Genomic DNA, 21,509 nt, shown 5'->3' with positions numbered 1-21,509 from the left:
AACTTATACGGGACTTGTATAAGGACAGCTCAAAAGAAGCTGTCCTTTTCACCCATATGCGGATCAGAAAGAGGGAATGAGCATTGTTCTTACATGGCACAAGCAGACAAAACAAACTAGGTCATTTGGAAATCGGAGGTGTGGACGCGCTGTATTTAGCGGAGCATTACGGCACGCCTCTTTATGTTTACGATGTGGCTTTAATACGTGAGCGCGCTAAAAGCTTTAAACAGGCATTCATTGACGCGGATTTAAAGGCGCAGGTCGCGTACGCGAGCAAGGCGTTTTCTTCCGTTGCGATGATACAGCTCGCTGAGCAGGAGGGGCTCTCATTGGACGTTGTATCCGGCGGAGAGCTGTTTACGGCGGTTGCGGCTGGTTTTCCGGCTGACAGGATTCATTTTCACGGCAATAACAAAAGCGAAGAAGAGTTGAAAATGGCGCTCGATCATCAAATCGGCTGCATTGTCGTTGATAATTTTTATGAAATATCCTTACTCGCGGAACTGTGCCGCAAATCAGGGCGCACAATGGATGTGCTTCTGCGGATCACTCCGGGGGTAGAGGCGCATACGCATGATTATATTACGACGGGACAGGAAGATTCCAAATTCGGTTTTGATCTGCATAACGGGCAAATAGAAAAGGCGATTGAACAAGTATTACAGTCAGACCATATCCGCCTTCTCGGCGTTCACTGCCACATCGGATCGCAAATTTTTGATACGGCGGGCTTTGTGCTGGCCGCAGAAAAAATCTTCACAAAACTGAATGAATGGAGAGAATCATTCGGCTTTGTCTCTGAAGTGCTGAATTTAGGGGGCGGCTTTGGCATCCGCTACACGGAGGAGGATGAACCCCTTCATCCCGCCGTCTATGTGGAAAAAATTATCGAAGCGGTAAAAGAAAACGCAGCGCTGCACGCTTTTGACATTCCGGAGATCTGGATTGAACCGGGACGCTCGCTCGTCGGAGACGCCGGAACGACGCTTTATACCATCGGTTCGCAAAAAGAAGTGCCCGGCACCCGTAAATATGCAGCGGTTGACGGGGGCATGAGCGATAATATCCGTCCTGCGCTGTATCAGGCGAAATATGAGGCCGTATCGGCAAACAGAATCGGAGAACACCACGATAAAACGGTATCCATCGCGGGTAAGTGCTGTGAAAGCGGTGATATGCTCATTTGGGATATAGATCTTCCGGAAGTGAAAGAAGGCGATCTTCTCGCCGTTTTCTGCACGGGAGCATACGGATACAGCATGGCTAACAACTACAACCGCATTCCGCGTCCCGCCGTCGTTTTTGTGGAAGACGGCGAAGCGCATCTTGTCATTAGAAGGGAAACTTATGAAGACATTGTAAAACTGGATCTGCCGTTTAAGACGGGGGTCAAACAATAAATAAAAAAGAGACCGGAACAATGGCGTCCGGTCTCTTTTTGCATTCAGCTGTTAGAACTTGATCCGCTGTCTCCTGTAAATACAGACACGATCGCATTCCAAATCGAAGCGAAGAAATCAATGACTTTTTGAACAAAGCTTTTGCCTTCATCGGATTGAATGAACTTCGTGATTTTGTCTTTTGCCTTATCGAGCTGGCTGCCGACTTGGCCCCAATCAATCTTGGCATTTTTCATTTTATTAAACAATGAAACGAGCTGGTCTTTTTGAGCGTCAGTCAGTGTAATGTTAAGGTTTGAAGCCGCATCATCGACCTTTTTCTCGATTCCTTCTTTTGTATCGGGCACACCGTTTTTCGCGAAATCATCTTTAATGTTTGCGATGAGCGCGGAGGCGTTTTTATCCCCGATTTTATCCCCGAGATTTGAAGTGGTGACAAGCTCTTGGTTGGCGACCTGTTTTACATCTTCTGAAATCGCTTTGTCTGATGAGACTTCATATGCCTTGATGATTCCCGTTAATGCTGCGGTGCCTGATACCTCAAACGGCGCCGTCACGTATACTTTCGCATCTTTCACTCCTGCTGTCATCAGGGCGTTTAAGTACATTTCATCCGTGATGGAATCGATATTATGGGTCTTAACGTCAAGCCCGGACCCTTTCTTTGCCACCGTGATGGATGATGAAGAGATGGCTCTTGTGCCGATTTGGGCATTCGATATATATTTTCCCAGATATTCATGTTCTTCTTTATTCGTAACCGTCACTTTTGTCGCGTTATCAGGGACATTTAATTCGTCAAGCACTTTCTGACGGTTTTCGTTTGACAGATCCGCCCCCAGTGTGACGATGACATCTCCGACTGCGGCATCGGCCAGGCTGATTTTCGGTATTGTGCACAATACAACGGCCGCCGCCAGCAATCCAATCCACATTTTTTTCAAAGCGGTTAACCTCCTTCTTTTCACAAATGCCGTTTTGAAGCGGTTTGTGAGGACCTGCGTGAAGCAGTTCCGATACATAGACGGCTGTGAAGCTGTTCTGGTTTCATTTTCTTTCTGCGGAAGCGTGGAGATTCGTTTTCCGGCTGAAGGTGTGGTATAATAGCCGCGAAAAGAAGAGCAGAGGCCTCTTCCTTCAAAAGAATATCAAAAAGAAAGCCGGCTTACAATTGAAATTCATATTGAAGAAGGCTTTGACAAAAAACAATACGGAAGTAGGAATGAGAATGAAAACTGGTTACATCGAAATGGAAAACGGCAGCAGAATTGAATTTGAACTTTATCCGAATGAAGCACCTAATACAGTCGCTAACTTTGAAAACCTGGCGAATACGGGCTTTTATGACGGCGTTATTTTCCACCGCGTGATTCCGGGCTTTGTCAGCCAAGGCGGAGATCCGACTGGGACAGGCATGGGCGGAAGCGGAAAAACGATCAAATGTGAAACAGAAGGCAATCCGCATAAGCACGAAGCCGGTTCTTTATCAATGGCGCATGCCGGTAAAGACACGGGTTCAAGCCAATTCTTCATCGTACATGAGCCGCAGCCGCATTTAAACGGCGTTCATACTGTATTCGGAAAAGTGACAAGCGGTTTAGAGCATGCGAAAAACATGTCTAACGGAGACAAAATGAAAGAAATCCGTGTAGAAGGATAATGACAAAAAACCCGCCTTTTTCAGGCGGGTTTTTTTATGTATATGAAAATTCTCATGTGTAAATCATGAAAAAATACATATATGAACATCAGCGATCATTCTGGTATAGTGAAAAAGACCGATTACAACAATGAAAAGAGGTAGAAACGTTGGTTCAATTGGCAACCGTTTTATTTGTCATTATCATTCTCGCACTTATGATTTGGTTCAGGGTGAAAAAGGGAAACAGGCCGATTAAAGGCGGCGGCTTCGGCATCATTCTCCCGCTTTTGATTATCGCCGTCATTTTTACATTCAGCATCAGCCAGCTCATGAATATCCCGGGAAAGCCGTTTCATTTTCCCGCTCTTTGGGAGCTCGCCATCGCCGGACTGTTAGGCGCGGTATTCGGCGTCATCATGCTGTCGCAAACCGCCTATGAAATCCGGGAAGACGGTTTTGTCTACTCCAAGCGGAATAAAAACTTTAAATATGTCATTATCGCGATTATTGCGATCCGTATCGTGCTCAGCCAATATTTCAAAAACATTGACGCGGCGGAATTCGCCGTTTTAACGATGGAACTTGCTTTTGTGTATTTGTGCATTTGGCGGATCGGAAGCTTCGTGAAATACCGTAAAATCAGCAGATCCGGCTTATAAAATGAAAAAAATGGATGAGGTGCGGGGCTTATTTGCCCTCTGTGCAGGGATTCATGGTAAAATAAAAACGACCATGGCTAATGGGAGGAAATCACTTGAAATCAGAAAAAGAAAAAACTTCTAAAAAAAGCGCCGTACTTGATTGGGCGAAAGCCATTATCATCGCTGTCGTTCTGGCACTGCTCATCCGAAACTTTTTATTTGCCCCTTATCTCGTTGATGGAAGATCAATGGATCCGACGCTGCATGACCGCGAGAGAATCTTTGTCAATATGACGGTCAAATACATAAGCGACTTCAAACGCGGCCAGATCGTCGTGCTGAACGGAGAAAATGAGCACTATGTCAAACGGATTATCGGACTTCCCGGCGACACGGTACAAATGAAAAACGATCAGCTGTACATCAACGGCAAAAAAGTGTCCGAACCGTATTTAGCGGCAAACAAGCACAAGGCGAAGCAAGACGGCTATGACCGGCTGACAGAAGACTTCGGCCCGGTGAAGGTGCCGGACGACAAATATTTCGTCATGGGTGATAACCGCAGAGAATCTATGGACAGCCGCAACGGCCTCGGTCTTTTTACGAAAAAACAAATAGCGGGCACATCAAAATTCGTCTTCTTCCCGTTTAACGAAATTCGCAAGACGAAATAAACCGTACAGGCAGTTTTCTTCATGAGGAAAACTGCTTTTTTTATATAAATTTATCTTTCCACCCTCAAAAACAGAACATAAATTCGTATATCTATTTAATAGATAGAAAGTTTTACAGATACATGAAACATCTTCCCTTTATGAAACGTTATATGAATAACTCACGCAGGGAAGAACGGTTTTCTATTCATGAAAAAAAGGAATATGACATAGTAATGAATAGATTGATACGGGCTGGAGGTAGAAAAATGGGAAGAATTAAAACAAAAGCAGCCATTTTACTTGTACTGCTGCTGTTATTAGCGGGCGGTTATATGGTCATAAACGATATTGAACTGAAAGACGTGCCGACTGCAATCGGACAAACCCTGTCCCAGGAAAAAGAAGAATATACAGTCAAAACATATAAAATTACGAAAATCGAAGGAACTGAGTACCACGGTACGGCAGAAAACGGCACAAAAATTATTTTTAACGGCGACAAGCTGAAGCAGGATCTCTCCGATGTGAAAAAGGGAGATAAGATTAAAGCGTATTTCAGCAAATCAAACCGGATTGACGGCTTATTGAAGGTCGTCAAAGTGAACGAATAAATAAAGGCGCCTTTTATGGGAAAAGGGCGCTTTTTATTTTTCTGAATAATTAGGTGCAAATTCATTGCGCCTGCCGCAAAGGATGTTATAATAGCGGATAAGGACAAAAAAATATTGATTGTATCCTTCGGGGCTGGGTGAAAATCCCGACCGGCGGTAATAAGGCGTTTTGCGCTTTACAGCCCGTGACCCGTATGCATCTGTATACGGTGGATTCAGTGAAAAGCTGAAGCCGACAGTGAAAGTCTGGATGGGAGAAGGATGAGAGAAGCTATGCAAAAAATAAACTTACTGTATAGTCTTATTTCCTATGGATTAAAACTGGCAAAGCCCCGAACTGTGTAAACATTCGGGGCTTTTTTGACGCCAAATTGCGTGGAAGAAGGGAGGGATAACGATGGAAGAATATTATATGAATACGGCAATAGAACTTGCCAGACGCGGTGAAGGACAGACACAGTCCAATCCTCTTGTCGGCGCTGTCGTCGTCAAAAACGGACAGATCGTCGGAATGGGCGCCCATTTGCAATACGGAGAAGCCCATGCCGAGGTTCACGCGATTCATATGGCCGGCAGACACGCAAAAGGCGCCGATTTGTATGTGACGCTGGAGCCTTGCAGCCATTACGGAAAAACACCGCCATGCGCCGAACTGATAATAAAGTCGGGGATAAAAAGGGTGTTTATCGCTGTGAAAGATCCGAATCCGCTTGTAGCCGGAAAAGGCATCGGAATGCTGGAAGCAGCGGGCATCGAAGTGAAAACCGGACTTCTCAGGCAGCAGGCAGAAGAGCTGAATAAAATGTTTCTTCACTTCATGCGGACCGGACTTCCGTATGTCACCTTGAAAGCGGCCGCGAGCCTTGACGGGAAAACAGCGACTGAAACCGGTGACAGCAAATGGATTACATCAGAGGCGGCAAGGCTTGATGCCCAGCAATACAGGAAATCGCATCAAAGCATTCTTGTCGGAGCAGGCACAGTCAAAGCCGATAATCCGAGCCTGACCTGCAGGCTTCCTGATGCGGTGAAGCAGCCGGTCAGAGTAATTCTCGATACAAAGCTGACCATTTCTGAAACGGCAAATGTGCTCACTGACGGCGCTGCGCCGACATGGATATTTACGGCCAAAGGTGCAGACGTGCAAAAGAAAGACCGGCTGACCGCACTCGGAATAAAAGTTATTCCGCTGGAAACAGACCGCATTCACGTCCCTGAGGTGCTCAGTATTCTCGCTGAAAACGGCATAATGTCCGTTTATGTGGAAGGCGGAGCATCCGTACACGGAAGTTTTGTCAAGGAAGGCTGTTTCCAAGAGCTTCATTTCTATTTCGCCCCTAAATTAATCGGAGGAACGCTTGCTCCCAGCTTGATCTCCGGTGAAGGTTTTCAATCAATGAAAGATGTCCCCCATTTACAATTCACACAAATCACCCAAATCGGGCCGGATATAAAACTGACGGCCATACCTAAAGATGGAAAGGATGGTGACGATGTTTACAGGAATCGTTGAAGAAACAGGCACGATCCAAGCAATCAAAAAGACAGGCCTTTCCATGGCATTAACCATCGCCGCTTCAAAAGTGACAAGTGACGTGAAGCTTGGCGACAGCATTGCGGTAAACGGCATCTGCCTGACCGTAACCGGATTTTCTGACAATCAATTTACGGTTGATGTCATGCCGGAAACAGTGAAAGCCACTTCGCTGAACGGCTTGTCAAAAGGCAGTAAAGTAAACTTGGAAAGAGCGATGTCCGCCAACGGACGGTTCGGCGGCCACTTTGTATCAGGGCACGTGGACGGAACGGCGGAAATTACGCGGATCGAGAAAAAAAGCAACGCGGTCTATTACGATTTAAAACTTTCGCCGGAATTGACAAAAACGCTCGTATTGAAAGGTTCAATTACGGTAGACGGCGTGAGCCTGACGATTTTCGGTTTATCAGACGAAAGCGTGACGGTATCCATCATTCCGCATACCATCTCAGAAACGATTTTTCAGACGAAAACAGTCGGATCGATCGTAAATATTGAGTGTGACATGATCGGCAAATACTTATACCGCTTTTTGCACAAAACAGAACAAACGAAAAGCAATCAAACTATCACGGAAGCCTTTTTAAGCGAGAACGGCTTTTAGAAAGGAAGATCGATATGTTTCATCCGATAGAAGAGGCGTTAGAGGCGCTGAAAAAAGGTGAAGTCATCATTGTTGTCGATGATGAAGACAGAGAAAACGAAGGAGATTTCGTAGCGCTGGCTGAGCATGCCACGCCGGAAGTGGTTAATTTTATGGCGACCCATGGGAGAGGCCTGATCTGCACGCCGCTGTCTGAGGACATCGCAGGCCGGCTGGATCTTCACCCGATGGTCGATCATAATACGGACTCACATGAGACCGCGTTTACGGTCAGTATTGACCACAGGCTGACAAAAACGGGCATCAGCGCGCAGGAACGATCCTTTACCATTCAGGCGCTGTTGAACGAAGAATCTGTGTCTGACGATTTTCAGCGTCCGGGCCACATTTTCCCCTTAATTGCAAAAAAAGGAGGCGTCCTGAAGCGGGCCGGCCATACGGAAGCAGCCGTTGACCTTGCAAAAGCCTGCGGATCTCAGGGAGCGGGCGTCATTTGTGAAATTATGAATGAAGACGGCACAATGGCCAGAGTGCCGGAGTTAGCCGAAATCGCCGAACGCCACCAGCTGAAAATGATTACGATAAAAGACTTAATAGAGTACCGTTACAACATTACGACACTTGTGAACAGAGAAGTTGATATTACGCTGCCGACTGACTTCGGCACGTTTAGAGTTTACGGATATACAAACGAGGTTGACGGAAAAGAACATCTCGCCTTTGTCATGGGGGATGTCCCGTTTAACAGCGAACCCGTTCTTGTCAGAGTGCACTCAGAATGCCTGACGGGCGATGTGTTTGCATCCCATCGCTGTGATTGCGGACCTCAGCTTCATGCCGCGCTTGCGCAAATTGCTGAAGAAGGCCGCGGCGTTCTATTGTATTTGCGCCAGGAAGGCAGAGGAATCGGTTTAATCAATAAGCTGAAGGCGTACCGATTGCAGGAACAAGGGTATGACACGGTTGAAGCGAACGAAGCGCTCGGCTTTCTGCCTGATCTGCGCAACTACGGCATCGGCGCCCAGATTCTCCGCGACTTAGGGGTTCAGCATATGAAACTTTTAACCAATAACCCCCGGAAAATCGCCGGCCTCGAAGGATACGGTCTCAGCATTTCAGAACGGGTGCCGCTTCAAATGGACGCGAGTGAGCATAACAAGCAATATTTACAGACCAAAATGAAAAAACTTGGACATCTGCTTCATTTCTAAAAACAAATCTCACAAAAAAGGATGGATAACATATGAATATCATACAAGGAAACCTAGTAGGAACAGGACTTAAAATCGGAATCGTCGTCGGCAGATTTAATGAATTTATAACGAGCAAGCTGTTAAGCGGAGCGGAAGACACGTTGCTTCGCCACGGTGTAGAATCAAACGACATTGACGTCGCTTGGGTGCCGGGAGCGTTTGAAATCCCGTTTGCGGCAAAGAAAATGGCGGAAACGAAAAAATACGATGCCGTCATTACGCTCGGCACGGTTATCAGAGGAGCGACAACGCATTATGACTATGTCTGCAATGAAGCGGCAAAAGGCATTGCCCAGGCGGGAACGGCGACGGGCGTCCCGGTTATCTTCGGCATCGTGACGACTGAAACCATTGAGCAGGCCATCGAACGAGCCGGAACAAAAGCCGGAAATAAGGGAGCGGATTGCGCAGTATCTGCCATTGAAATGGCAAATTTAAACCGTTCATTTGAATAATTTGTTGAAAAGCGTTTAAAACAGCGGCGAAAATGATATAATGTGAGGAAACGGATCGCCTTTATGTATCCGTTTGATAGGACATGAATGGACATTTTGGATATAGAGGGGTTTTTATGTTAATTCGTTATAAAAAATCGTTTGAAAAGATTGCGATGGGTCTTCTGTCATTTATGCCGAATGAAAAAGATCTCAAGCAGCTTCAGCAGACAATAAAGGACTATGAAACGGATAATGGCCGCCAGCTCTTTCTTTGGAAAGAGGATGAAGATATCGTCGGAGCGATCGGAGTCGAAAAAAAGGACTCAGAAGTTGAAATCCGGCATATCAGCGTGAATCCTTCTCACCGCCATCAAGGAATCGGAAAGCAAATGATGGACGCCTTAAAACGTCTGTTCAAAACGGAGGCACTCGTTCCGAATGAATTAACGCAAAGCTTTTTTGAACGCTGTCAACATCAAAAAGATCAGGATATCTCATATAATAACTGACAAATGCTCCCGGAATCTTCACGGTTTCGGGAGCTGTTTTGATATAGAAAAAGCAGGGCTGACCGTCAGCCTCTGCTTTTTTTTCTTCTCTCAATTTCCCGTTCGCGTTCGTTAATGACATCCGTCCTGTCCCGCAGGCGGTGTTTATGAATAAGAAAGGTATCTGATACGCCGTCTTGCCCCCATGTATAGCCCTTTCGGCGGCATTCGGCAAGACATGCTTCTTTCAGGGCTTCATCTGTAATCGGCAGCATAACACTTCTGTAAGGCAGGCCCGCTTCTATATCGTCTGACAGCGTTTCTATCAGCTCAATCAGCTTCGGATGGCTGAGACCGAGAGAACAGACCGCCTGCTTTTCAGACCGGAGAATACGTAAGCTGTTGGCAATCAGCCGTTTCGCCCCGGCTTCATTTCCCCTGCGCTGGTGATACAGAGCGACGGCAAGCTGAATCAGGCCGACCCAATGAACGCTCCGCTTTTCAGCCGGGCTTTCTTTCCAATATTCCTCTAACAGTTCATGACACTCAAAATAATCTCTTGATGCGTGAAATTCGGCCAAAAAGCCGATATAAGCTTTAGGATACAAGCCGCTTCCTCCTTTTATGCTAAAACCAGTGTACCACAGCGCTATGAAAAGGAAAAAAGAGCGGCTTGGTGTCTGAAGCCTGAGGAACTAGCAGATGTAAGATGCTCCTACGACAACGAGCAAAATAAACAGAACGACAATTAATGCAAAACCTCCGCCGAAACAAGCTCCGCTCATGTGAAATCAGCCTCCCTTTGTTTCAAGTTTACACGGCTATCATATGTGCATCCGCCTTTAAAGGTATAGGCGTATATCTTCTTTTTCAGTATTTTCTAAATAACGGATGACGTGTATAAAAGTATTGGACGAGAGCATTTCGGTGGATTATACTAAAGGGTAGCCAGTTTTTCCGGCAATGAGAGTGATATTGAAAATGGTGAGATAATGGTAGAATATCAAGTGAAAATTGATACGTTTGAAGGCCCATTGGACCTGCTGCTTCATCTGATTAACCGTCTTGAAATCGACATATACGACATACCCGTGGCAACCATTACTGAACAATATTTATTATATGTACATACAATGCAAGAGCTTGAACTTGATGTCGCCAGTGAATATCTGGTCATGGCGGCGACGCTTCTCAGCATTAAAAGCAGAATGCTGCTTCCGAAACAAGAGGAAGAGCTGTTTGAAGACGAAATGCTTGAAGAAGAAGACCCTCGGGACGAGCTGATTGAAAAGCTGATTGAGTATAGAAAGTATAAAACCGCTGCGAAGGATTTAAAAGAGCGGGAAGAAGAAAGACAAAAGTCATTTACAAAGCCGCCGAGTGATTTAAGTGAGTATGCAAAAGAAATCAAACAGACGGAGCAGAAACTGTCGGTGACCGTTTATGACATGATCGGCGCGTTTCAAAAGGTGCTTCAGCGTAAAAAAATCACGCGGCCGAAAGAAACGACCATTACAAGGCAGGAAATACCGATTGAAGACAGAATGAACGAAATCGTAAAAAGCTTAAAAACGGCGGGGAGAAGAATAAACTTCACGGAGCTTTTTCCTTCTCGGCAAAAGGACCATCTCGTCGTGACGTTTTTAGCAGTCCTGGAACTGATGAAAAATCAGCAGATTATCATTGAACAGGAAGAAAACTTTTCAGATATATACATTACGGGGAGTGAATCCATTCATGGCGCTTGATATCGTGAATTGGAAAGCGATTGTGGAAGCCCTGCTATATGCGGCGGGTGATGAAGGGCTGACCAAAAAGCAATTGGTGACGGTGCTTGAAATAGAAGAAGCGGAACTGGCCGGAATCATGGAAGAAGTGGCCGCTCAGTACAAGGAAGACGACAGAGGCATCGAGCTTACCGAATATGCGGATACGTATATGCTTGGAACGAAAAAAGAATTCGTGCCTTATTTGAAAAAACTAATCGAAGTGCCGTCAAAAGGGCTGTCACAGGCTTCTTTGGAAGTACTGGCGATCGTTTCGTACAAGCAGCCGATCACACGGGCGGAAATTGAAGATATCCGGGGCGTGAAGTCTGAGCGGATTCTGCACAGCCTCGTGTCAAAAGCGCTGCTGTGTGAGGTGGGCCGCGCCGACGGTCCCGGCCGGGCGATTTTATACGGCACGACACCGGTATTTCTTGAACAATTCGGCTTAAAAACATTGGAGGAGCTCCCGCCGCTTCCTGAAAATGCGGAGGAAGACGTTCTCCAGGAGGAAGCCGATTTATTCTTTGAAAACTTCAACCAAACTTTTGAGGATATTAAATAATAATCGTTTTTCATCATACGATAGTAGGGAAAGGCCATTGATGAATGACGCAAATGACGACGTACAAGAGAGGAAGGAAACGGACGGAAATGGGAAATTCGATTGTGAGGGCCCATACTGAAGAAACTGGTGAATTTTTAGCCGAGGTTGTCACGATGGTCAGCAGCTATTTAAATCATACAACTTTGCCGGAGATGCGGGCTCAAGGAGAGGCGGATGAGGCATACTGCCGCGACGTGCTCAGTGTGCTGAGGAGGATGACCGTCTTTTGCGAAGGCGCCCAGGAAGCCTGCAGGCGGCTTTTAATGCAGGAGCCGTTTCATGAGGCGAGAGCGGAAAAAACACTGTATAAAGTATATCATCAGTGCGTGGAAGAGTTTTTCATGCCGAAAAAGGATACATGGTACGAAAACAGCCGCGCCGCTTATACAGGCCAAAGCGCGATTGAATTCTACCAGCAAGTGCCGGACTCGCTGCGGAGCCTTCTGCTTTCGCTCAGCAGTGAATTTCTGCGGATGCGGGAAGAATTGGCGCAATATGAAGCATCAGGCTCAAATATGGCATCAATCAGATAAAAACTCTTCCTTTTGGGAGAGTTTTTTTATGTGAAAGTGATGCAATTGGTATTCATAAGTCATGGACATGCGCATAAACTTGTACAAACCCACAACAAGGACGTGAGCATTCATGCGCTTTCTCAAAAAAGCTGCCGTATTTCTTTTGACTTTTGTTATTCTTTTTTCCATTACAGACGGCAATACGGCACATGCCCAAATACATGTCAGCGCAAAAAGCGCGATTATAATCGACGGAGCATCTGGCAGGGTGTTATTCGCCAAGGATGAACATCATAAGCGGCGGATTGCAAGCATTACGAAAATCATGACGGCGGTGCTGGCGATTGAATCAGGGAAGATGGAAGAGACCGTGACGGTTTCCCCGAATGCCGTAAAAACGGAAGGCTCAGCCATTTATCTTCAGCCGGGACAAAAAGTAAAGCTGAAAGATCTCGTATACGGGCTTATGCTGAGATCAGGAAATGACGCCGCTGCGGCAATAGCGGAATATGTCGGCGGAAGCCTTGACGGTTTTGTATTTATGATGAACAAAAAAGCCGAGCAAATCGGGATGGAAAATACAAAATTTCAAAATCCGCACGGGCTGGACGACCATGAAAATTTATATTCAACGGCGTATGACATGGCGCTTTTGACTAAATACGCGATGAAAATCAAGGAATACCGGACCGTTTCAGGCACAAAAGTGTATAAGGCGGAAACGATGGACCGGGTATGGAAAAATAAAAACAAGCTTCTGACCGGGCTCTACCGTTACAGCACAGGCGGAAAAACGGGTTACACAAAAATCGCGAAACGGACGCTCGTCTCGACGGCCTCAAAAGACGGTACGGATCTCATCGCGGTCACCATAAATGATCCGGATGATTGGGATGATCATATGAATATGTTTAATTATGTCTTTGATTACTATAAAACCTATGTCATCGCCAAAAAAGGCGGCATTCCGAAGCTGAAAAAGACGTTTTACGGAAAGCGCGCTTTTATTGCCCGGGATGTCAAATATTTGTTAAAAAAAGATGAAATCGACGATGTAAAAATCAGCACAACCTTAATAAAACCGAAAAAAGCCTGGAAAAAGGACGCCTCTCTCATTCCTGATGTCGTCGGCCGGATGACTGTTATGCATGATGGGAAAGTGATCGCCAAGATCCCCGTCTATTATGAAAACGAGCGCCATAAAAAACCGAAAAAGCATTTCATTGAGACGTTTACGAGCCTGTTTATGAGCGCGGCGGGCGGTTCGTCATGGTCAATTTAATCTGGGTATGTCTGACGGTAATCGGGCTTGTCTTTGCGATGTTTAACGGTACCTTGCAGGATGTGAATGAAGCCGTTTTTAAAGGAGCGAAAGAAGCGGTTACGATCTCGTTCGGATTAATGAGCGTTCTCGTGTTCTGGCTCGGCCTGATGAAAATAGCCGAGCAGTCCGGCCTTTTGGATATATTCAGCAGAATGTGCCGCCCGTTTATTTCTAAGCTGTTTCCCGATATTCCCCCTGATCATCCGGCGATGGGATACATCTTATCAAATCTCATGGCAAACTTTTTCGGACTGGGAAATGCGGCGACACCGCTCGGCATTAAAGCCATGGAGCAGATGAAAAAGCTGAATGGAGGTAAGTCTGAGGCCAGCCGTTCCATGATTACCTTTTTGGCGGTAAATACTTCGAGTATTACATTGATACCGACAACCGTCATTGCCGTGCGCATGGCTTACTCGGCGAAATCACCGACCGATATCGTCGGGCCGACCATCTTAGCGACTTTAATTTCGGGAATCGGCGCGATTTTCATTGACCGCTACTTCTGGTACCGCCGCAAAAGAAAAGGGAGGTAAGCGAATGGAAATGGTGAATTGGCTGTCTTTAGCCATGATTCCGATTATTATCGCCGGTATATTGATATACGGCACGATCAAAAAAGTGCCGACGTATGAATCATTCGTTGAAGGCGGAAAAGAAGGAATTGAAATTGCGTTTTCCATCATTCCGTATTTGGTCGGGATGCTGGTGGCGATTACCGTATTCCGGGCCTCAGGCGCGCTGGATTTTGTCATGGGGCTGTGCAAGCCTTTCTTTACAGCGCTCGGCATTCCCGCAGAAGTTGTGCCGCTTGCTCTGATCCGCCCGATTTCGGGGACGGCGGCGCTCGGCATGACGACTGATCTGATCGCCGTGTACGGGCCTGATTCATTTATCGGCAGACTGGCCTCGGTCATGCAGGGATCGACTGACACGACGCTGTATGTCCTGACGGTGTATTTCGGGGCGGTCGGCATCAAAAAAATGGGGGATGCTTTAAAGGTTGGTCTTCTTGCTGATTTGATCGGGGTGGTTGCATCAATCATCATAGTTACGTTATTATTTGGAAGCGCCTGAAATCAGGCGCTTTTTATATATCAGAATAACTCTCCTTGAAAAAGCTTGTTTGTTCAAGGGGAAAAAAGTAAGATTATACTTGAGGTGAACGACATGGAAAGACTGCAAAAAGTTATTGCTCATGCCGGCGTGGCATCACGCAGAAAGGCGGAAGAGCTGATAAAAGAAGGAAAAGTAAAGGTGAATGGAAAAGTAATAACAGAGCTCGGCGTAAAAGTGACCGGTTCTGATCAGATTGAAGTAAACGGATTAAAGGTGGAGCGGGAAGAACCCGTGTACTTTCTGCTTTATAAACCGAGAGGAGTGATCTCAGCAGCTGATGACGACAAAGGGCGGAAAGTGGTGACCGACTTTTTCAAAGAAGTGCCGCAGCGCATTTATCCGATCGGCAGGCTTGATTATGATACGAGCGGACTTTTATTGCTGACAAATGACGGCGAGTTTGCCAACAAACTCATGCATCCGAAATACGAAATTGATAAGACGTACGTCGCCAAAGTGAAGGGGATTCCTTCCAAGGAACTTCTGAGAAAGCTTGAGCGCGGCATTCAGCTTGAAGAAGGCAAGACGGCGCCGGCCAGAGCGAAAATGCTTTCCCTGGACAAAAGAAAGCAGACGAGCATCATTCAGCTGACGATTCATGAAGGCCGGAACAGACAGGTCCGCCGCATGTTCGAGGCGATCGGTCATGACGTGCTGAAACTAAAACGTGAAGAATACGCATTTTTAGATTTAAGAGGCCTGCGCACAGGAGACGCAAGAGAATTGTCGCCGCATGAGGTGAAAAGGCTGCGGGCTTTAGCTGAACACGGTAAAAACGCTTTCTAATTTTCACATAACCTTCAAAAATTACAAAACGTGTTGATGATATAATTGAATGGATTTGCAGGCAGGGGAGGGGAGCAGTGTACAATGAACAAAAAACGGCGGCGTTTATTCATTCGGACCGGCATCCTTCTCATCTTACTCTGCGCGCTCGGATATACTATCTATAATGCCGTATACACAAACGGTGAGCGTATATCTGAGGGGTCCAAAGCCCCGAATTTCGCGCTGAAAGATACAGAGGGCAGACTCATAGAACTGAGTCAGTTAAAAGGAAAAGGTGTTTTTCTGAATTTCTGGGGAACGTGGTGTGAGCCGTGCAAGCAGGAATTTCCCTACATGGAGAATCAATACAAGCATTTTAAAGACCTCGGTGTCGAGGTGGTTGCGGTAAATGTCGGCGAATCAAAAATTGCAGTACATAATTTTATGAAAACATACGGCGTCAATTTCCCGGTTGCGCTCGATACTGACCGGCAAGTGCTGGACGCGTACGGCGTATCACCTATTCCGACGACATTTTTGATCAATCCCGACGGAAAAGTCGTGAAAGTGGTGACCGGCACGATGACAGAACGCATGGTTCATGACTATATGAATTTAATTAAGCCGGAGGCGTCTTCATGAAAAAGGTCAAATGTGAATGCGGGCACGTGAATCCAGCCGGGACGGTTTTGTGCGAGTCGTGCGGGAAGCCGCTTGATGATCAAAAATCGCCGCTTGCCGATATGCGGTACGACGGCAGCGCAAGGCGTTCGCAAACATATAACAAAACAATCGTAGATAAGGTATGGAACTTCTTTTCTTCCGTAAAAGTCGGAATATGGCTGATCGTCATTACTCTGGCGGCGTCTGCTTTCGGCACGGTTTTTCCGCAGGAAGCTTATCTGCCGCCGGGCGCCCAGCCGGATACATATTATGAACAGCAGTACGGCATAATCGGCCAAATGTATTATCTGTTGGGATTTCATCACCTGTACGGCTCATGGTGGTATATGCTCCTGATCGCATCCATTGGCATATCACTGGTCATCTGCAGCCTGGATCGGGTGATTCCTTTGTACAGGGCGCTGAAAAATCAAGGAGTTCGGCGGAATCCGGTCTTTTTGAAGAGGCAGCGTCTATACAGCCGGACAGAAACCGAGCTGAGCGGGGATGCGGCTGATAGCCTCAGAACACGATTGAAAAAAAAGCATTATAGAGTGCGAGAACAAGAGGGAAGCATTCTGGCGGAAAAAGGCCGTTTTTCAAGGTGGGGGCCCTACGTCAATCATATCGGCCTGATCATTTTTCTGATCGGAGCCATGCTGAGATTTGTACCCGGTATGTATGTCGATGAAACGCTCTGGGTCCGTGAAGGCGAAACCGCTCAGATCCCCGGTACCGACGGCAAATATTACTTAAAAAACAACCGGTTCACGATGCAGACATATAACAAAGACACTGAGAAAAAAGTATTCGCCGACGCCATTGACAGAGCCGGAAACGGCAAAGTCGCCAAATCCTTCACAACGGACGCGGTTTTGTACAAGAGGGAAGGCGACATTGTATTCGGTGAAAAGCCGAAGCTTAAAAGAGTCAAAGAAAACAATATCCGCGTCAATGAACCGCTGCGCTTTGACTCCTATTCTGTGTATCAGGTGGACTATAAAGAAAACCAGCTCGATCAGATGGTATTTCAGCTGATCGACCAAAAAACAAAACAGTCATTCGGCAAACTGAAGATCAATCTTCTCGATCCCGACACGGACTATGATCTTGGTAACGGTTACAAAGTGCAGATCGCCAGTTATCTTCCTGATTTTTATTTTAACAAGGACGGAGAACCGAGCACGAAAACGAAGGTTCCTAACAATCCGGCTTTTGTCTTTAAAATCACGGCTCCTGACAAGCCGAAAGGGGAGAAAAGTTTTGTTGCGATTCAGCAGACTGTTGAAGGTTCCGAAAGTAACAAGTACAAATTAAAATTCGACCATGTGGAAACGAAAAACATTACAGGACTCACCGTCAGAAAAGATTTAACCTTATGGGTGCTTGCCGTCGGCGGCGCGATCTTTATGATCGGCGTCATTCAAGGAATGTACTGGCAGCACAGAAGGATCTGGATCAAAACAGGTGATCATGAAGTGCTTGTGGCGGGACATACGAACAAAAACTGGTTCGGTCTGAAAAAAGATATCGAATTTGTTCTTAGCGGGACCGGGATTCAAGAGCCGGCCGATCAAAAAGAATTGGCCAAAAATCAGGCCTAGTGAAAAAGGAGTGGTGTCATGGCGGAGCTGAGCGCAAATTTTCTTTATGCTGCCTTTTTGATTTATTTAATTGCCGTCCCGGTTTTCGGCGGCGCCATCCGGGGAACAAAAGGTGCTAAGGACGGTAAGGGCCGCTGGTCGGCTATCGGAATCACGTTAACCATTTTCGGATTTCTTTGTCATCTCGGCTACTTCATTGCGAGATGGTCGGCAAGCGGACATGCGCCTGTCAGCAATATGTTTGAATTTACGACGTCATTCGGCATGATGCTTGTTCTCGCTTTTATTATTATTTACTTTATTTACAGACTGCCTTCATTAGGCATGTTCACATTGTCTATCGCGCTTTTGCTTATCGCATATGCAAGCATGTTTCCGACAGACATTACGCCGCTTATTCCGTCACTGCAGAGCAATTGGCTGTACATTCACGTCACGACGGCGGCGCTCGGGCAGGCGATTCTTGCGATCAGTTTTGTAGCCGGCGTCATTTTCCTGTTAAAGCATGTCGATCAATCCAGACCGGGCAAAAAAACGTTCTGGCTTGAAGTCATCATGTTTATACTCGTAACGACCGTGGCATTTATCGCCGTCACGTCGGCATTCCGGCTGGCGGACTACAAAGCTGAATTTAATTGGGTGGATAAAAAAGAAGCCAAAAGCGTCATGATATATGATATGCCTGCGCTTGTCGGCCCGCATGAGGGAGAACTGCTTACGGAAGGCGCAATGAAGCCGCTTATTGAGCTTCCGGCCATTTTTTCAGGCAGAAAGGTCAATACGGTGATCTGGTCGTTTGGCGCAGGCCTCGTTTTATACGGTGCGCTCAGGCTGATATTCAGAAAGAGAATCAGCGCTCTTATCAGCCCGCTCGTCAAAAATGTGAATCTGGACTTGGTCGATGAAGTCGGCTACCGCGCTGTTTCCATCGGTTTTCCGGTATTCACACTCGGCGCGCTTGTGTTTGCGATGATTTGGGCGCAGCTTGCATGGACGCGTTTTTGGGGCTGGGACCCGAAGGAAGTATGGGCGCTGATCACCTTTTTATTTTACGCAGCGTATTTGCACTTGCGGCTGTCAAGAGGCTGGCATGGCGAAAAGTCCGCGTGGCTTGCCGTCATCGGCTTCGCCATTATTATGTTTAACTTAATTTTTGTGAATCTCGTGCTTGCCGGACTTCATTCGTACGCATAGATGCAAAAAGCCGATACAGTTCTCAAGCTGCTGCACAGTTTGTTAAAATGAAAGTAACAGAAGGAAAGCAGGGGGAAAACGATGGATCAAACAAATGAAACTAAAATATTAGTAGTAGATGATGAAGCCAGAATTCGACGCCTTTTAAGAATGTACCTTGAACGGGAAAACTATGTGATTGAAGAAGCGGAAAACGGCGACGAGGCCATTAAAATGGGGCTGGCATCAGATTATGATCTGGTGCTCTTGGATTTAATGATGCCGGGAACGGACGGAATCGAAGTATGCCGGCAGCTCAGAGAAAAAAAAGCGACGCCGATTATCATGCTGACGGCAAAAGGGGAAGAAGCCAACCGCGTCCAGGGGTTTGAAGCGGGTACGGACGATTATATCGTCAAGCCTTTCAGCCCGAGAGAAGTGGTGCTTCGGGTAAAGGCGCTTTTAAGAAGGGCTTCCCAAACATCTTATCTGACAGCAAATACCCCGACAAAAAATGTGCTCGTCTTTTCGCATCTATCCATTGATCACGATGCTCACAGGGTGACTGCGGACGGCACGGAGGTGAGCCTGACGCCGAAGGAATATGAACTGCTGTACTTTCTGGCGAAAACACCGGACAAAGTGTACGACAGGGAAAAGCTTTTAAAAGAAGTGTGGCAGTATGAATTTTTCGGAGACCTCAGAACGGTGGACACCCATGTCAAACGGCTCCGTGAAAAATTAAATAAAGTGTCCCCGGGGGCGGCGAAAAAAATCGTCACCGTATGGGGAGTCGGATACAAATTTGAGGTAGGCGCTGAATGAAGTTTTGGAAAAGCGTAGTAGGTAAGCTCTGGTTTACCATTCTTTCACTCGTGTTAATTGTTTTATTTATTTTAACGGTGCTGCTTCTGGAATTTATAGAAAATTACCACGTTGAAGAAGCGGAAAAAGATTTAACGCAGCTTGCCGACAAAATTGCGGTCATAATAGAAAATCATGAAGACCAGCCGCTTGCCAGATCCATCACGTGGGAACTGGCGGACAATTTAACGAGCATCGCGATCATTCAGGATGATAAGCATGTCTGGTATTCGCCCAATGACGATAATCATTTATCCTCTATTACATTAGAGCAGATCAAACATGACCGGGATCTGCACAAGGCGCTGACAGACCGCAAAAAAGTAAGCAAACGCGCGGTCCCCAACAATGCCGGTTCGGATAACGAACGGCTGATCGTCGGAGTGCCGTATGAAAAAGACGGCAAAAAAGGCATGGTCTTTTTATCCCAATCGCTGCTTGCCGTCAAAGATACGACGAAACATACGACACGCTATATCTTTCTTGCGGCGGGCATTGCCATCGTCTTGACAACGTTTTTCGCGTTCTTTTTATCCAGCAGGGTGACATATCCCCTTCGGAAAATGCGGGAAGGCGCCCAAGACTTGGCGAAAGGAAAGTTTGATACAAAAATTCCGATTCTGACCCAAGATGAAATCGGGGAACTGGCCATTGCCTTTAATCAGATGGGACGGCAGCTCAATTTCCATATTAACGCGCTGAATCAGGAAAAAGAACAGCTGTCCAATATTTTAAGCAGTATGGCAGACGGGGTCATCACCATTAATATCGACGGCACCATTTTGGTGACCAACCCGCCGGCCGAACGTTTTCTGCAGGCATGGTATTATGAGCAGAACATGAACATTAAAGAAGGAGACAACCTTCCCCCTGAAGCAAAAGAGCTATTTCAAAATGCAGTGAACACGGAAAAAGAGCAAATGATTGAAATGACGCTTCAAGGAAGGTCATGGGTTTTATTGATGTCGCCTCTTTATGCGGAATCACACGTCCGCGGCGCCGTGGCCGTGCTCCGTGATATGACCGAAGAGCGCAGGCTGGATAAATTGCGTGAAGACTTCATTGCCAATGTCAGTCATGAGCTCAGAACCCCGATTTCTATGCTGCAGGGATACAGCGAAGCAATAGTGGACGACATTGCAAGCACCGAAGAGGAGAAAAAAGAAATCGCACAGATCATTTATGATGAATCTCTTCGCATGGGCCGGCTCGTCAATGATTTGCTGGATTTGGCCAGAATGGAATCCGGACATACGGGCCTGCACTATGAAACGGTAAACCTGCATGAATTTCTGGAGAAGATCTCCCGCAAATTTTCCGGGGTAGCGAAGGAAAAAGGCGTTTCGCTCACAGAGGACATCTCAGTGTCTCAGCCGGAGTGTGTCTTTGATGAAGACAAAATGGAACAGGTGTTTACCAACCTTATAGATAATGCGCTGCGCCATACGGAGTCAGGCGGAAGCGTTCATATCGCGGCTCAGACCGTAAAAGACGGACTGAAGATCGATATCAAAGATTCCGGCTCTGGTATACCGGAAGAGGACCTGCCTTTTATTTTTGAACGTTTTTATAAAGCGGACAAAGCAAGAACAAGAGGCAGGGCGGGAACCGGACTCGGGCTCGCCATCGTAAAAAATATCGTGGAAGCCCACGGCGGCTCAATTGCGGTTCACAGCAGCATCGACAAAGGGACGACGTTTACATTTTATATTCCGACAAAAGTGCAGGATGACGTCTGAAATTGACGAACAATCTTGTTCCATACGAAACACCCGCATGTTCTGCGGGTGTTTTTTATTTGTTTCTCCTTTAAAAATTTAAGAATATGTTAATA

General features: G+C 46.5%; 25 protein-coding genes and 1 riboswitch. Of the genes, 22 read left to right on the top strand and 3 right to left on the bottom strand.

Annotated elements, in window-relative coordinates; all coding sequences use genetic code 11:
• Positions 1-83: 83 nt before the first annotated feature.
• Positions 84-1,403: a diaminopimelate decarboxylase gene (gene lysA, locus NYE62_RS12140; protein WP_025649809.1), complete on the top strand. Its 1,320-nt coding sequence runs from the start codon at positions 84-86 to the stop codon at positions 1,401-1,403.
• Positions 1,404-1,447: 44 nt separating this feature from the next.
• Here the strand turns inward: lysA and NYE62_RS12135 are convergent, their stop codons facing one another.
• Positions 1,448-2,347: a DUF1002 domain-containing protein gene (locus NYE62_RS12135; protein WP_014418285.1), complete on the bottom strand. Its 900-nt coding sequence runs from the start codon at positions 2,345-2,347 to the stop codon at positions 1,448-1,450.
• 284 nt (positions 2,348-2,631) lie between these two features.
• Here NYE62_RS12135 and NYE62_RS12130 point away from each other — a divergent pair, with 284 nt between their 5' ends.
• From NYE62_RS12130 to ribT, 9 genes are all read left to right on the top strand, one after another.
• The gene (locus tag NYE62_RS12130) at positions 2,632-3,063 is read left to right on the top strand and encodes a peptidylprolyl isomerase (RefSeq protein WP_003153363.1); all 432 of its coding nucleotides are present in this window, start codon (positions 2,632-2,634) and stop codon (positions 3,061-3,063) included.
• Between the two features lie 149 nt (positions 3,064-3,212).
• The gene (locus NYE62_RS12125; RefSeq protein ID WP_007409421.1) at positions 3,213-3,704 is read left to right on the top strand and encodes a CcdC protein domain-containing protein; all 492 of its coding nucleotides are present in this window, start codon (positions 3,213-3,215) and stop codon (positions 3,702-3,704) included.
• An 80-nt stretch (positions 3,705-3,784) separates the two neighbouring features.
• Positions 3,785-4,360, top strand: a complete 576-nt coding sequence (gene lepB / locus NYE62_RS12120) for a signal peptidase I (protein WP_032861567.1) — start codon at positions 3,785-3,787, stop codon at positions 4,358-4,360.
• 248 nt (positions 4,361-4,608) lie between these two features.
• Positions 4,609-4,953, top strand: coding sequence for a hypothetical protein (locus NYE62_RS12115; RefSeq protein WP_007409423.1), 345 nt, complete (start codon positions 4,609-4,611; stop codon positions 4,951-4,953).
• A 119-nt stretch (positions 4,954-5,072) separates the two neighbouring features.
• A riboswitch (FMN riboswitch) is annotated at positions 5,073-5,219 on the top strand.
• A 131-nt stretch (positions 5,220-5,350) separates the two neighbouring features.
• The gene (ribD, locus tag NYE62_RS12110) at positions 5,351-6,466 is read left to right on the top strand and encodes a bifunctional diaminohydroxyphosphoribosylaminopyrimidine deaminase/5-amino-6-(5-phosphoribosylamino)uracil reductase RibD (protein WP_199022017.1); all 1,116 of its coding nucleotides are present in this window, start codon (positions 5,351-5,353) and stop codon (positions 6,464-6,466) included.
• Positions 6,447-7,094 carry a riboflavin synthase gene (ribE, locus tag NYE62_RS12105; protein WP_015417743.1) on the top strand — a complete coding sequence of 216 codons (648 nt, stop codon included), beginning with the start codon at positions 6,447-6,449 and terminating at the stop codon, positions 7,092-7,094. The genes ribD and ribE (NYE62_RS12105) overlap by 20 nt, the downstream gene beginning before the upstream one ends.
• A 14-nt stretch (positions 7,095-7,108) precedes the next feature.
• On the top strand, positions 7,109-8,305 hold the full coding sequence (locus NYE62_RS12100; RefSeq protein ID WP_064115485.1) for a bifunctional 3,4-dihydroxy-2-butanone-4-phosphate synthase/GTP cyclohydrolase II: 1,197 nt from the start codon (positions 7,109-7,111) through the stop codon (positions 8,303-8,305).
• Between the two features lie 32 nt (positions 8,306-8,337).
• Entirely contained in the window at positions 8,338-8,802 is a 465-nt protein-coding gene (ribE, locus tag NYE62_RS12095) for a 6,7-dimethyl-8-ribityllumazine synthase (RefSeq protein WP_003153372.1), read from the top strand.
• A gap of 116 nt (positions 8,803-8,918) precedes the next feature.
• Positions 8,919-9,293: a GNAT family N-acetyltransferase RibT gene (gene ribT / locus NYE62_RS12090; protein ID WP_144664580.1), complete on the top strand. Its 375-nt coding sequence runs from the start codon at positions 8,919-8,921 to the stop codon at positions 9,291-9,293.
• A gap of 65 nt (positions 9,294-9,358) precedes the next feature.
• On the opposite strand, the gene NYE62_RS12085 is transcribed toward ribT, so the two are convergent.
• Entirely contained in the window at positions 9,359-9,880 is a 522-nt protein-coding gene (locus NYE62_RS12085; RefSeq protein WP_199022016.1) for a DUF309 domain-containing protein, read from the bottom strand.
• Positions 9,881-9,967: 87 nt separating this feature from the next.
• Entirely contained in the window at positions 9,968-10,057 is a 90-nt protein-coding gene (locus tag NYE62_RS12080; protein ID WP_003153376.1) for a YjcZ family sporulation protein, read from the bottom strand.
• A 207-nt stretch (positions 10,058-10,264) separates the two neighbouring features.
• Between NYE62_RS12080 and NYE62_RS12075 the strand changes: the two genes are divergently transcribed.
• The 12 genes from NYE62_RS12075 to NYE62_RS12020 all read left to right on the top strand — a co-directional run bounded on the left by NYE62_RS12075 (position 10,265) and on the right by NYE62_RS12020 (position 21,414).
• Positions 10,265-11,020 carry a segregation/condensation protein A gene (locus tag NYE62_RS12075; protein ID WP_007409427.1) on the top strand — a complete coding sequence of 252 codons (756 nt, stop codon included), beginning with the start codon at positions 10,265-10,267 and terminating at the stop codon, positions 11,018-11,020.
• A complete protein-coding gene (gene scpB / locus NYE62_RS12070; RefSeq protein WP_007409428.1) occupies positions 11,010-11,603 on the top strand; it encodes an SMC-Scp complex subunit ScpB in 594 nt (197 codons plus the stop codon). The genes NYE62_RS12075 and scpB overlap by 11 nt, the downstream gene beginning before the upstream one ends.
• Before the next feature lie 89 nt (positions 11,604-11,692).
• Positions 11,693-12,178: a DUF3907 family protein gene (locus tag NYE62_RS12065; protein WP_199022015.1), complete on the top strand. Its 486-nt coding sequence runs from the start codon at positions 11,693-11,695 to the stop codon at positions 12,176-12,178.
• Between the two features lie 112 nt (positions 12,179-12,290).
• Positions 12,291-13,442, top strand: coding sequence for a D-alanyl-D-alanine carboxypeptidase family protein (locus NYE62_RS12060; RefSeq protein WP_335390362.1), 1,152 nt, complete (start codon positions 12,291-12,293; stop codon positions 13,440-13,442).
• Positions 13,430-14,020, top strand: a complete 591-nt coding sequence (locus NYE62_RS12055; RefSeq protein ID WP_003153385.1) for a nucleoside recognition domain-containing protein — start codon at positions 13,430-13,432, stop codon at positions 14,018-14,020. Before NYE62_RS12060 ends, NYE62_RS12055 begins: the two co-directional genes overlap by 13 nt.
• Positions 14,021-14,024: 4 nt before the next feature.
• Positions 14,025-14,561: a spore maturation protein SpmB gene (gene spmB / locus NYE62_RS12050; RefSeq protein WP_003153387.1), complete on the top strand. Its 537-nt coding sequence runs from the start codon at positions 14,025-14,027 to the stop codon at positions 14,559-14,561.
• A gap of 93 nt (positions 14,562-14,654) precedes the next feature.
• On the top strand, positions 14,655-15,389 hold the full coding sequence (gene rluB / locus NYE62_RS12045; RefSeq protein WP_007612296.1) for a 23S rRNA pseudouridine(2605) synthase RluB: 735 nt from the start codon (positions 14,655-14,657) through the stop codon (positions 15,387-15,389).
• An 84-nt stretch (positions 15,390-15,473) separates the two neighbouring features.
• Entirely contained in the window at positions 15,474-16,013 is a 540-nt protein-coding gene (locus NYE62_RS12040; RefSeq protein ID WP_003153391.1) for a thiol-disulfide oxidoreductase ResA, read from the top strand.
• Positions 16,010-17,638, top strand: a complete 1,629-nt coding sequence (locus NYE62_RS12035; protein ID WP_032870107.1) for a cytochrome c biogenesis protein ResB — start codon at positions 16,010-16,012, stop codon at positions 17,636-17,638. Before NYE62_RS12040 ends, NYE62_RS12035 begins: the two co-directional genes overlap by 4 nt.
• 18 nt (positions 17,639-17,656) lie before the next feature.
• Positions 17,657-18,832: a c-type cytochrome biogenesis protein CcsB gene (ccsB, locus tag NYE62_RS12030; RefSeq protein ID WP_007409434.1), complete on the top strand. Its 1,176-nt coding sequence runs from the start codon at positions 17,657-17,659 to the stop codon at positions 18,830-18,832.
• Between the two features lie 81 nt (positions 18,833-18,913).
• Positions 18,914-19,636, top strand: coding sequence for a DNA-binding response regulator ResD (gene resD / locus NYE62_RS12025; protein WP_003153397.1), 723 nt, complete (start codon positions 18,914-18,916; stop codon positions 19,634-19,636).
• The gene (locus NYE62_RS12020) at positions 19,633-21,414 is read left to right on the top strand and encodes an ATP-binding protein (protein ID WP_007409435.1); all 1,782 of its coding nucleotides are present in this window, start codon (positions 19,633-19,635) and stop codon (positions 21,412-21,414) included. The genes resD and NYE62_RS12020 overlap by 4 nt, the downstream gene beginning before the upstream one ends.
• Positions 21,415-21,509 lie beyond the last annotated feature (95 nt).

The organism is Bacillus sp. FSL K6-2861 (genome assembly GCF_038630725.1).
Classification (GTDB): domain Bacteria; phylum Bacillota; class Bacilli; order Bacillales; family Bacillaceae; genus Bacillus; species Bacillus velezensis.
Note: the sequence above shows the minus strand (reverse complement) of the source record. Positions and strands in the feature narration are given on the sequence as shown.

What these genes read in the sequence shown, in the direction of transcription:
- NYE62_RS12130 (WP_003153363.1), top strand. Translation starts at nt 2,632, where the DNA reads ATGAAAACTGGTTACATCGAAATGGAAAACGGCAGCAGAATTGAATTT.
- lepB (WP_032861567.1), top strand. Translation starts at nt 3,785, where the DNA reads ATGGGAGGAAATCACTTGAAATCAGAAAAAGAAAAAACTTCTAAAAAA.
- NYE62_RS12115 (WP_007409423.1), top strand. Translation starts at nt 4,609, where the DNA reads ATGGGAAGAATTAAAACAAAAGCAGCCATTTTACTTGTACTGCTGCTG.
- ribD (WP_199022017.1), top strand. Translation starts at nt 5,351, where the DNA reads ATGGAAGAATATTATATGAATACGGCAATAGAACTTGCCAGACGCGGT.
- ribE (WP_015417743.1), top strand. Translation starts at nt 6,447, where the DNA reads ATGTTTACAGGAATCGTTGAAGAAACAGGCACGATCCAAGCAATCAAA.
- NYE62_RS12100 (WP_064115485.1), top strand. Translation starts at nt 7,109, where the DNA reads ATGTTTCATCCGATAGAAGAGGCGTTAGAGGCGCTGAAAAAAGGTGAA.
- ribE (WP_003153372.1), top strand. Translation starts at nt 8,338, where the DNA reads ATGAATATCATACAAGGAAACCTAGTAGGAACAGGACTTAAAATCGGA.
- ribT (WP_144664580.1), top strand. Translation starts at nt 8,919, where the DNA reads ATGTTAATTCGTTATAAAAAATCGTTTGAAAAGATTGCGATGGGTCTT.
- NYE62_RS12080 (WP_003153376.1), bottom strand. Translation starts at nt 10,057, where the DNA reads ATGAGCGGAGCTTGTTTCGGCGGAGGTTTTGCATTAATTGTCGTTCTG.
- NYE62_RS12075 (WP_007409427.1), top strand. Translation starts at nt 10,265, where the DNA reads ATGGTAGAATATCAAGTGAAAATTGATACGTTTGAAGGCCCATTGGAC.
- scpB (WP_007409428.1), top strand. Translation starts at nt 11,010, where the DNA reads ATGGCGCTTGATATCGTGAATTGGAAAGCGATTGTGGAAGCCCTGCTA.
- NYE62_RS12065 (WP_199022015.1), top strand. Translation starts at nt 11,693, where the DNA reads ATGGGAAATTCGATTGTGAGGGCCCATACTGAAGAAACTGGTGAATTT.
- NYE62_RS12060 (WP_335390362.1), top strand. Translation starts at nt 12,291, where the DNA reads ATGCGCTTTCTCAAAAAAGCTGCCGTATTTCTTTTGACTTTTGTTATT.
- NYE62_RS12055 (WP_003153385.1), top strand. Translation starts at nt 13,430, where the DNA reads ATGGTCAATTTAATCTGGGTATGTCTGACGGTAATCGGGCTTGTCTTT.
- spmB (WP_003153387.1), top strand. Translation starts at nt 14,025, where the DNA reads ATGGAAATGGTGAATTGGCTGTCTTTAGCCATGATTCCGATTATTATC.
- rluB (WP_007612296.1), top strand. Translation starts at nt 14,655, where the DNA reads ATGGAAAGACTGCAAAAAGTTATTGCTCATGCCGGCGTGGCATCACGC.
- NYE62_RS12040 (WP_003153391.1), top strand. Translation starts at nt 15,474, where the DNA reads ATGAACAAAAAACGGCGGCGTTTATTCATTCGGACCGGCATCCTTCTC.
- NYE62_RS12035 (WP_032870107.1), top strand. Translation starts at nt 16,010, where the DNA reads ATGAAAAAGGTCAAATGTGAATGCGGGCACGTGAATCCAGCCGGGACG.
- ccsB (WP_007409434.1), top strand. Translation starts at nt 17,657, where the DNA reads ATGGCGGAGCTGAGCGCAAATTTTCTTTATGCTGCCTTTTTGATTTAT.
- resD (WP_003153397.1), top strand. Translation starts at nt 18,914, where the DNA reads ATGGATCAAACAAATGAAACTAAAATATTAGTAGTAGATGATGAAGCC.
- NYE62_RS12020 (WP_007409435.1), top strand. Translation starts at nt 19,633, where the DNA reads ATGAAGTTTTGGAAAAGCGTAGTAGGTAAGCTCTGGTTTACCATTCTT.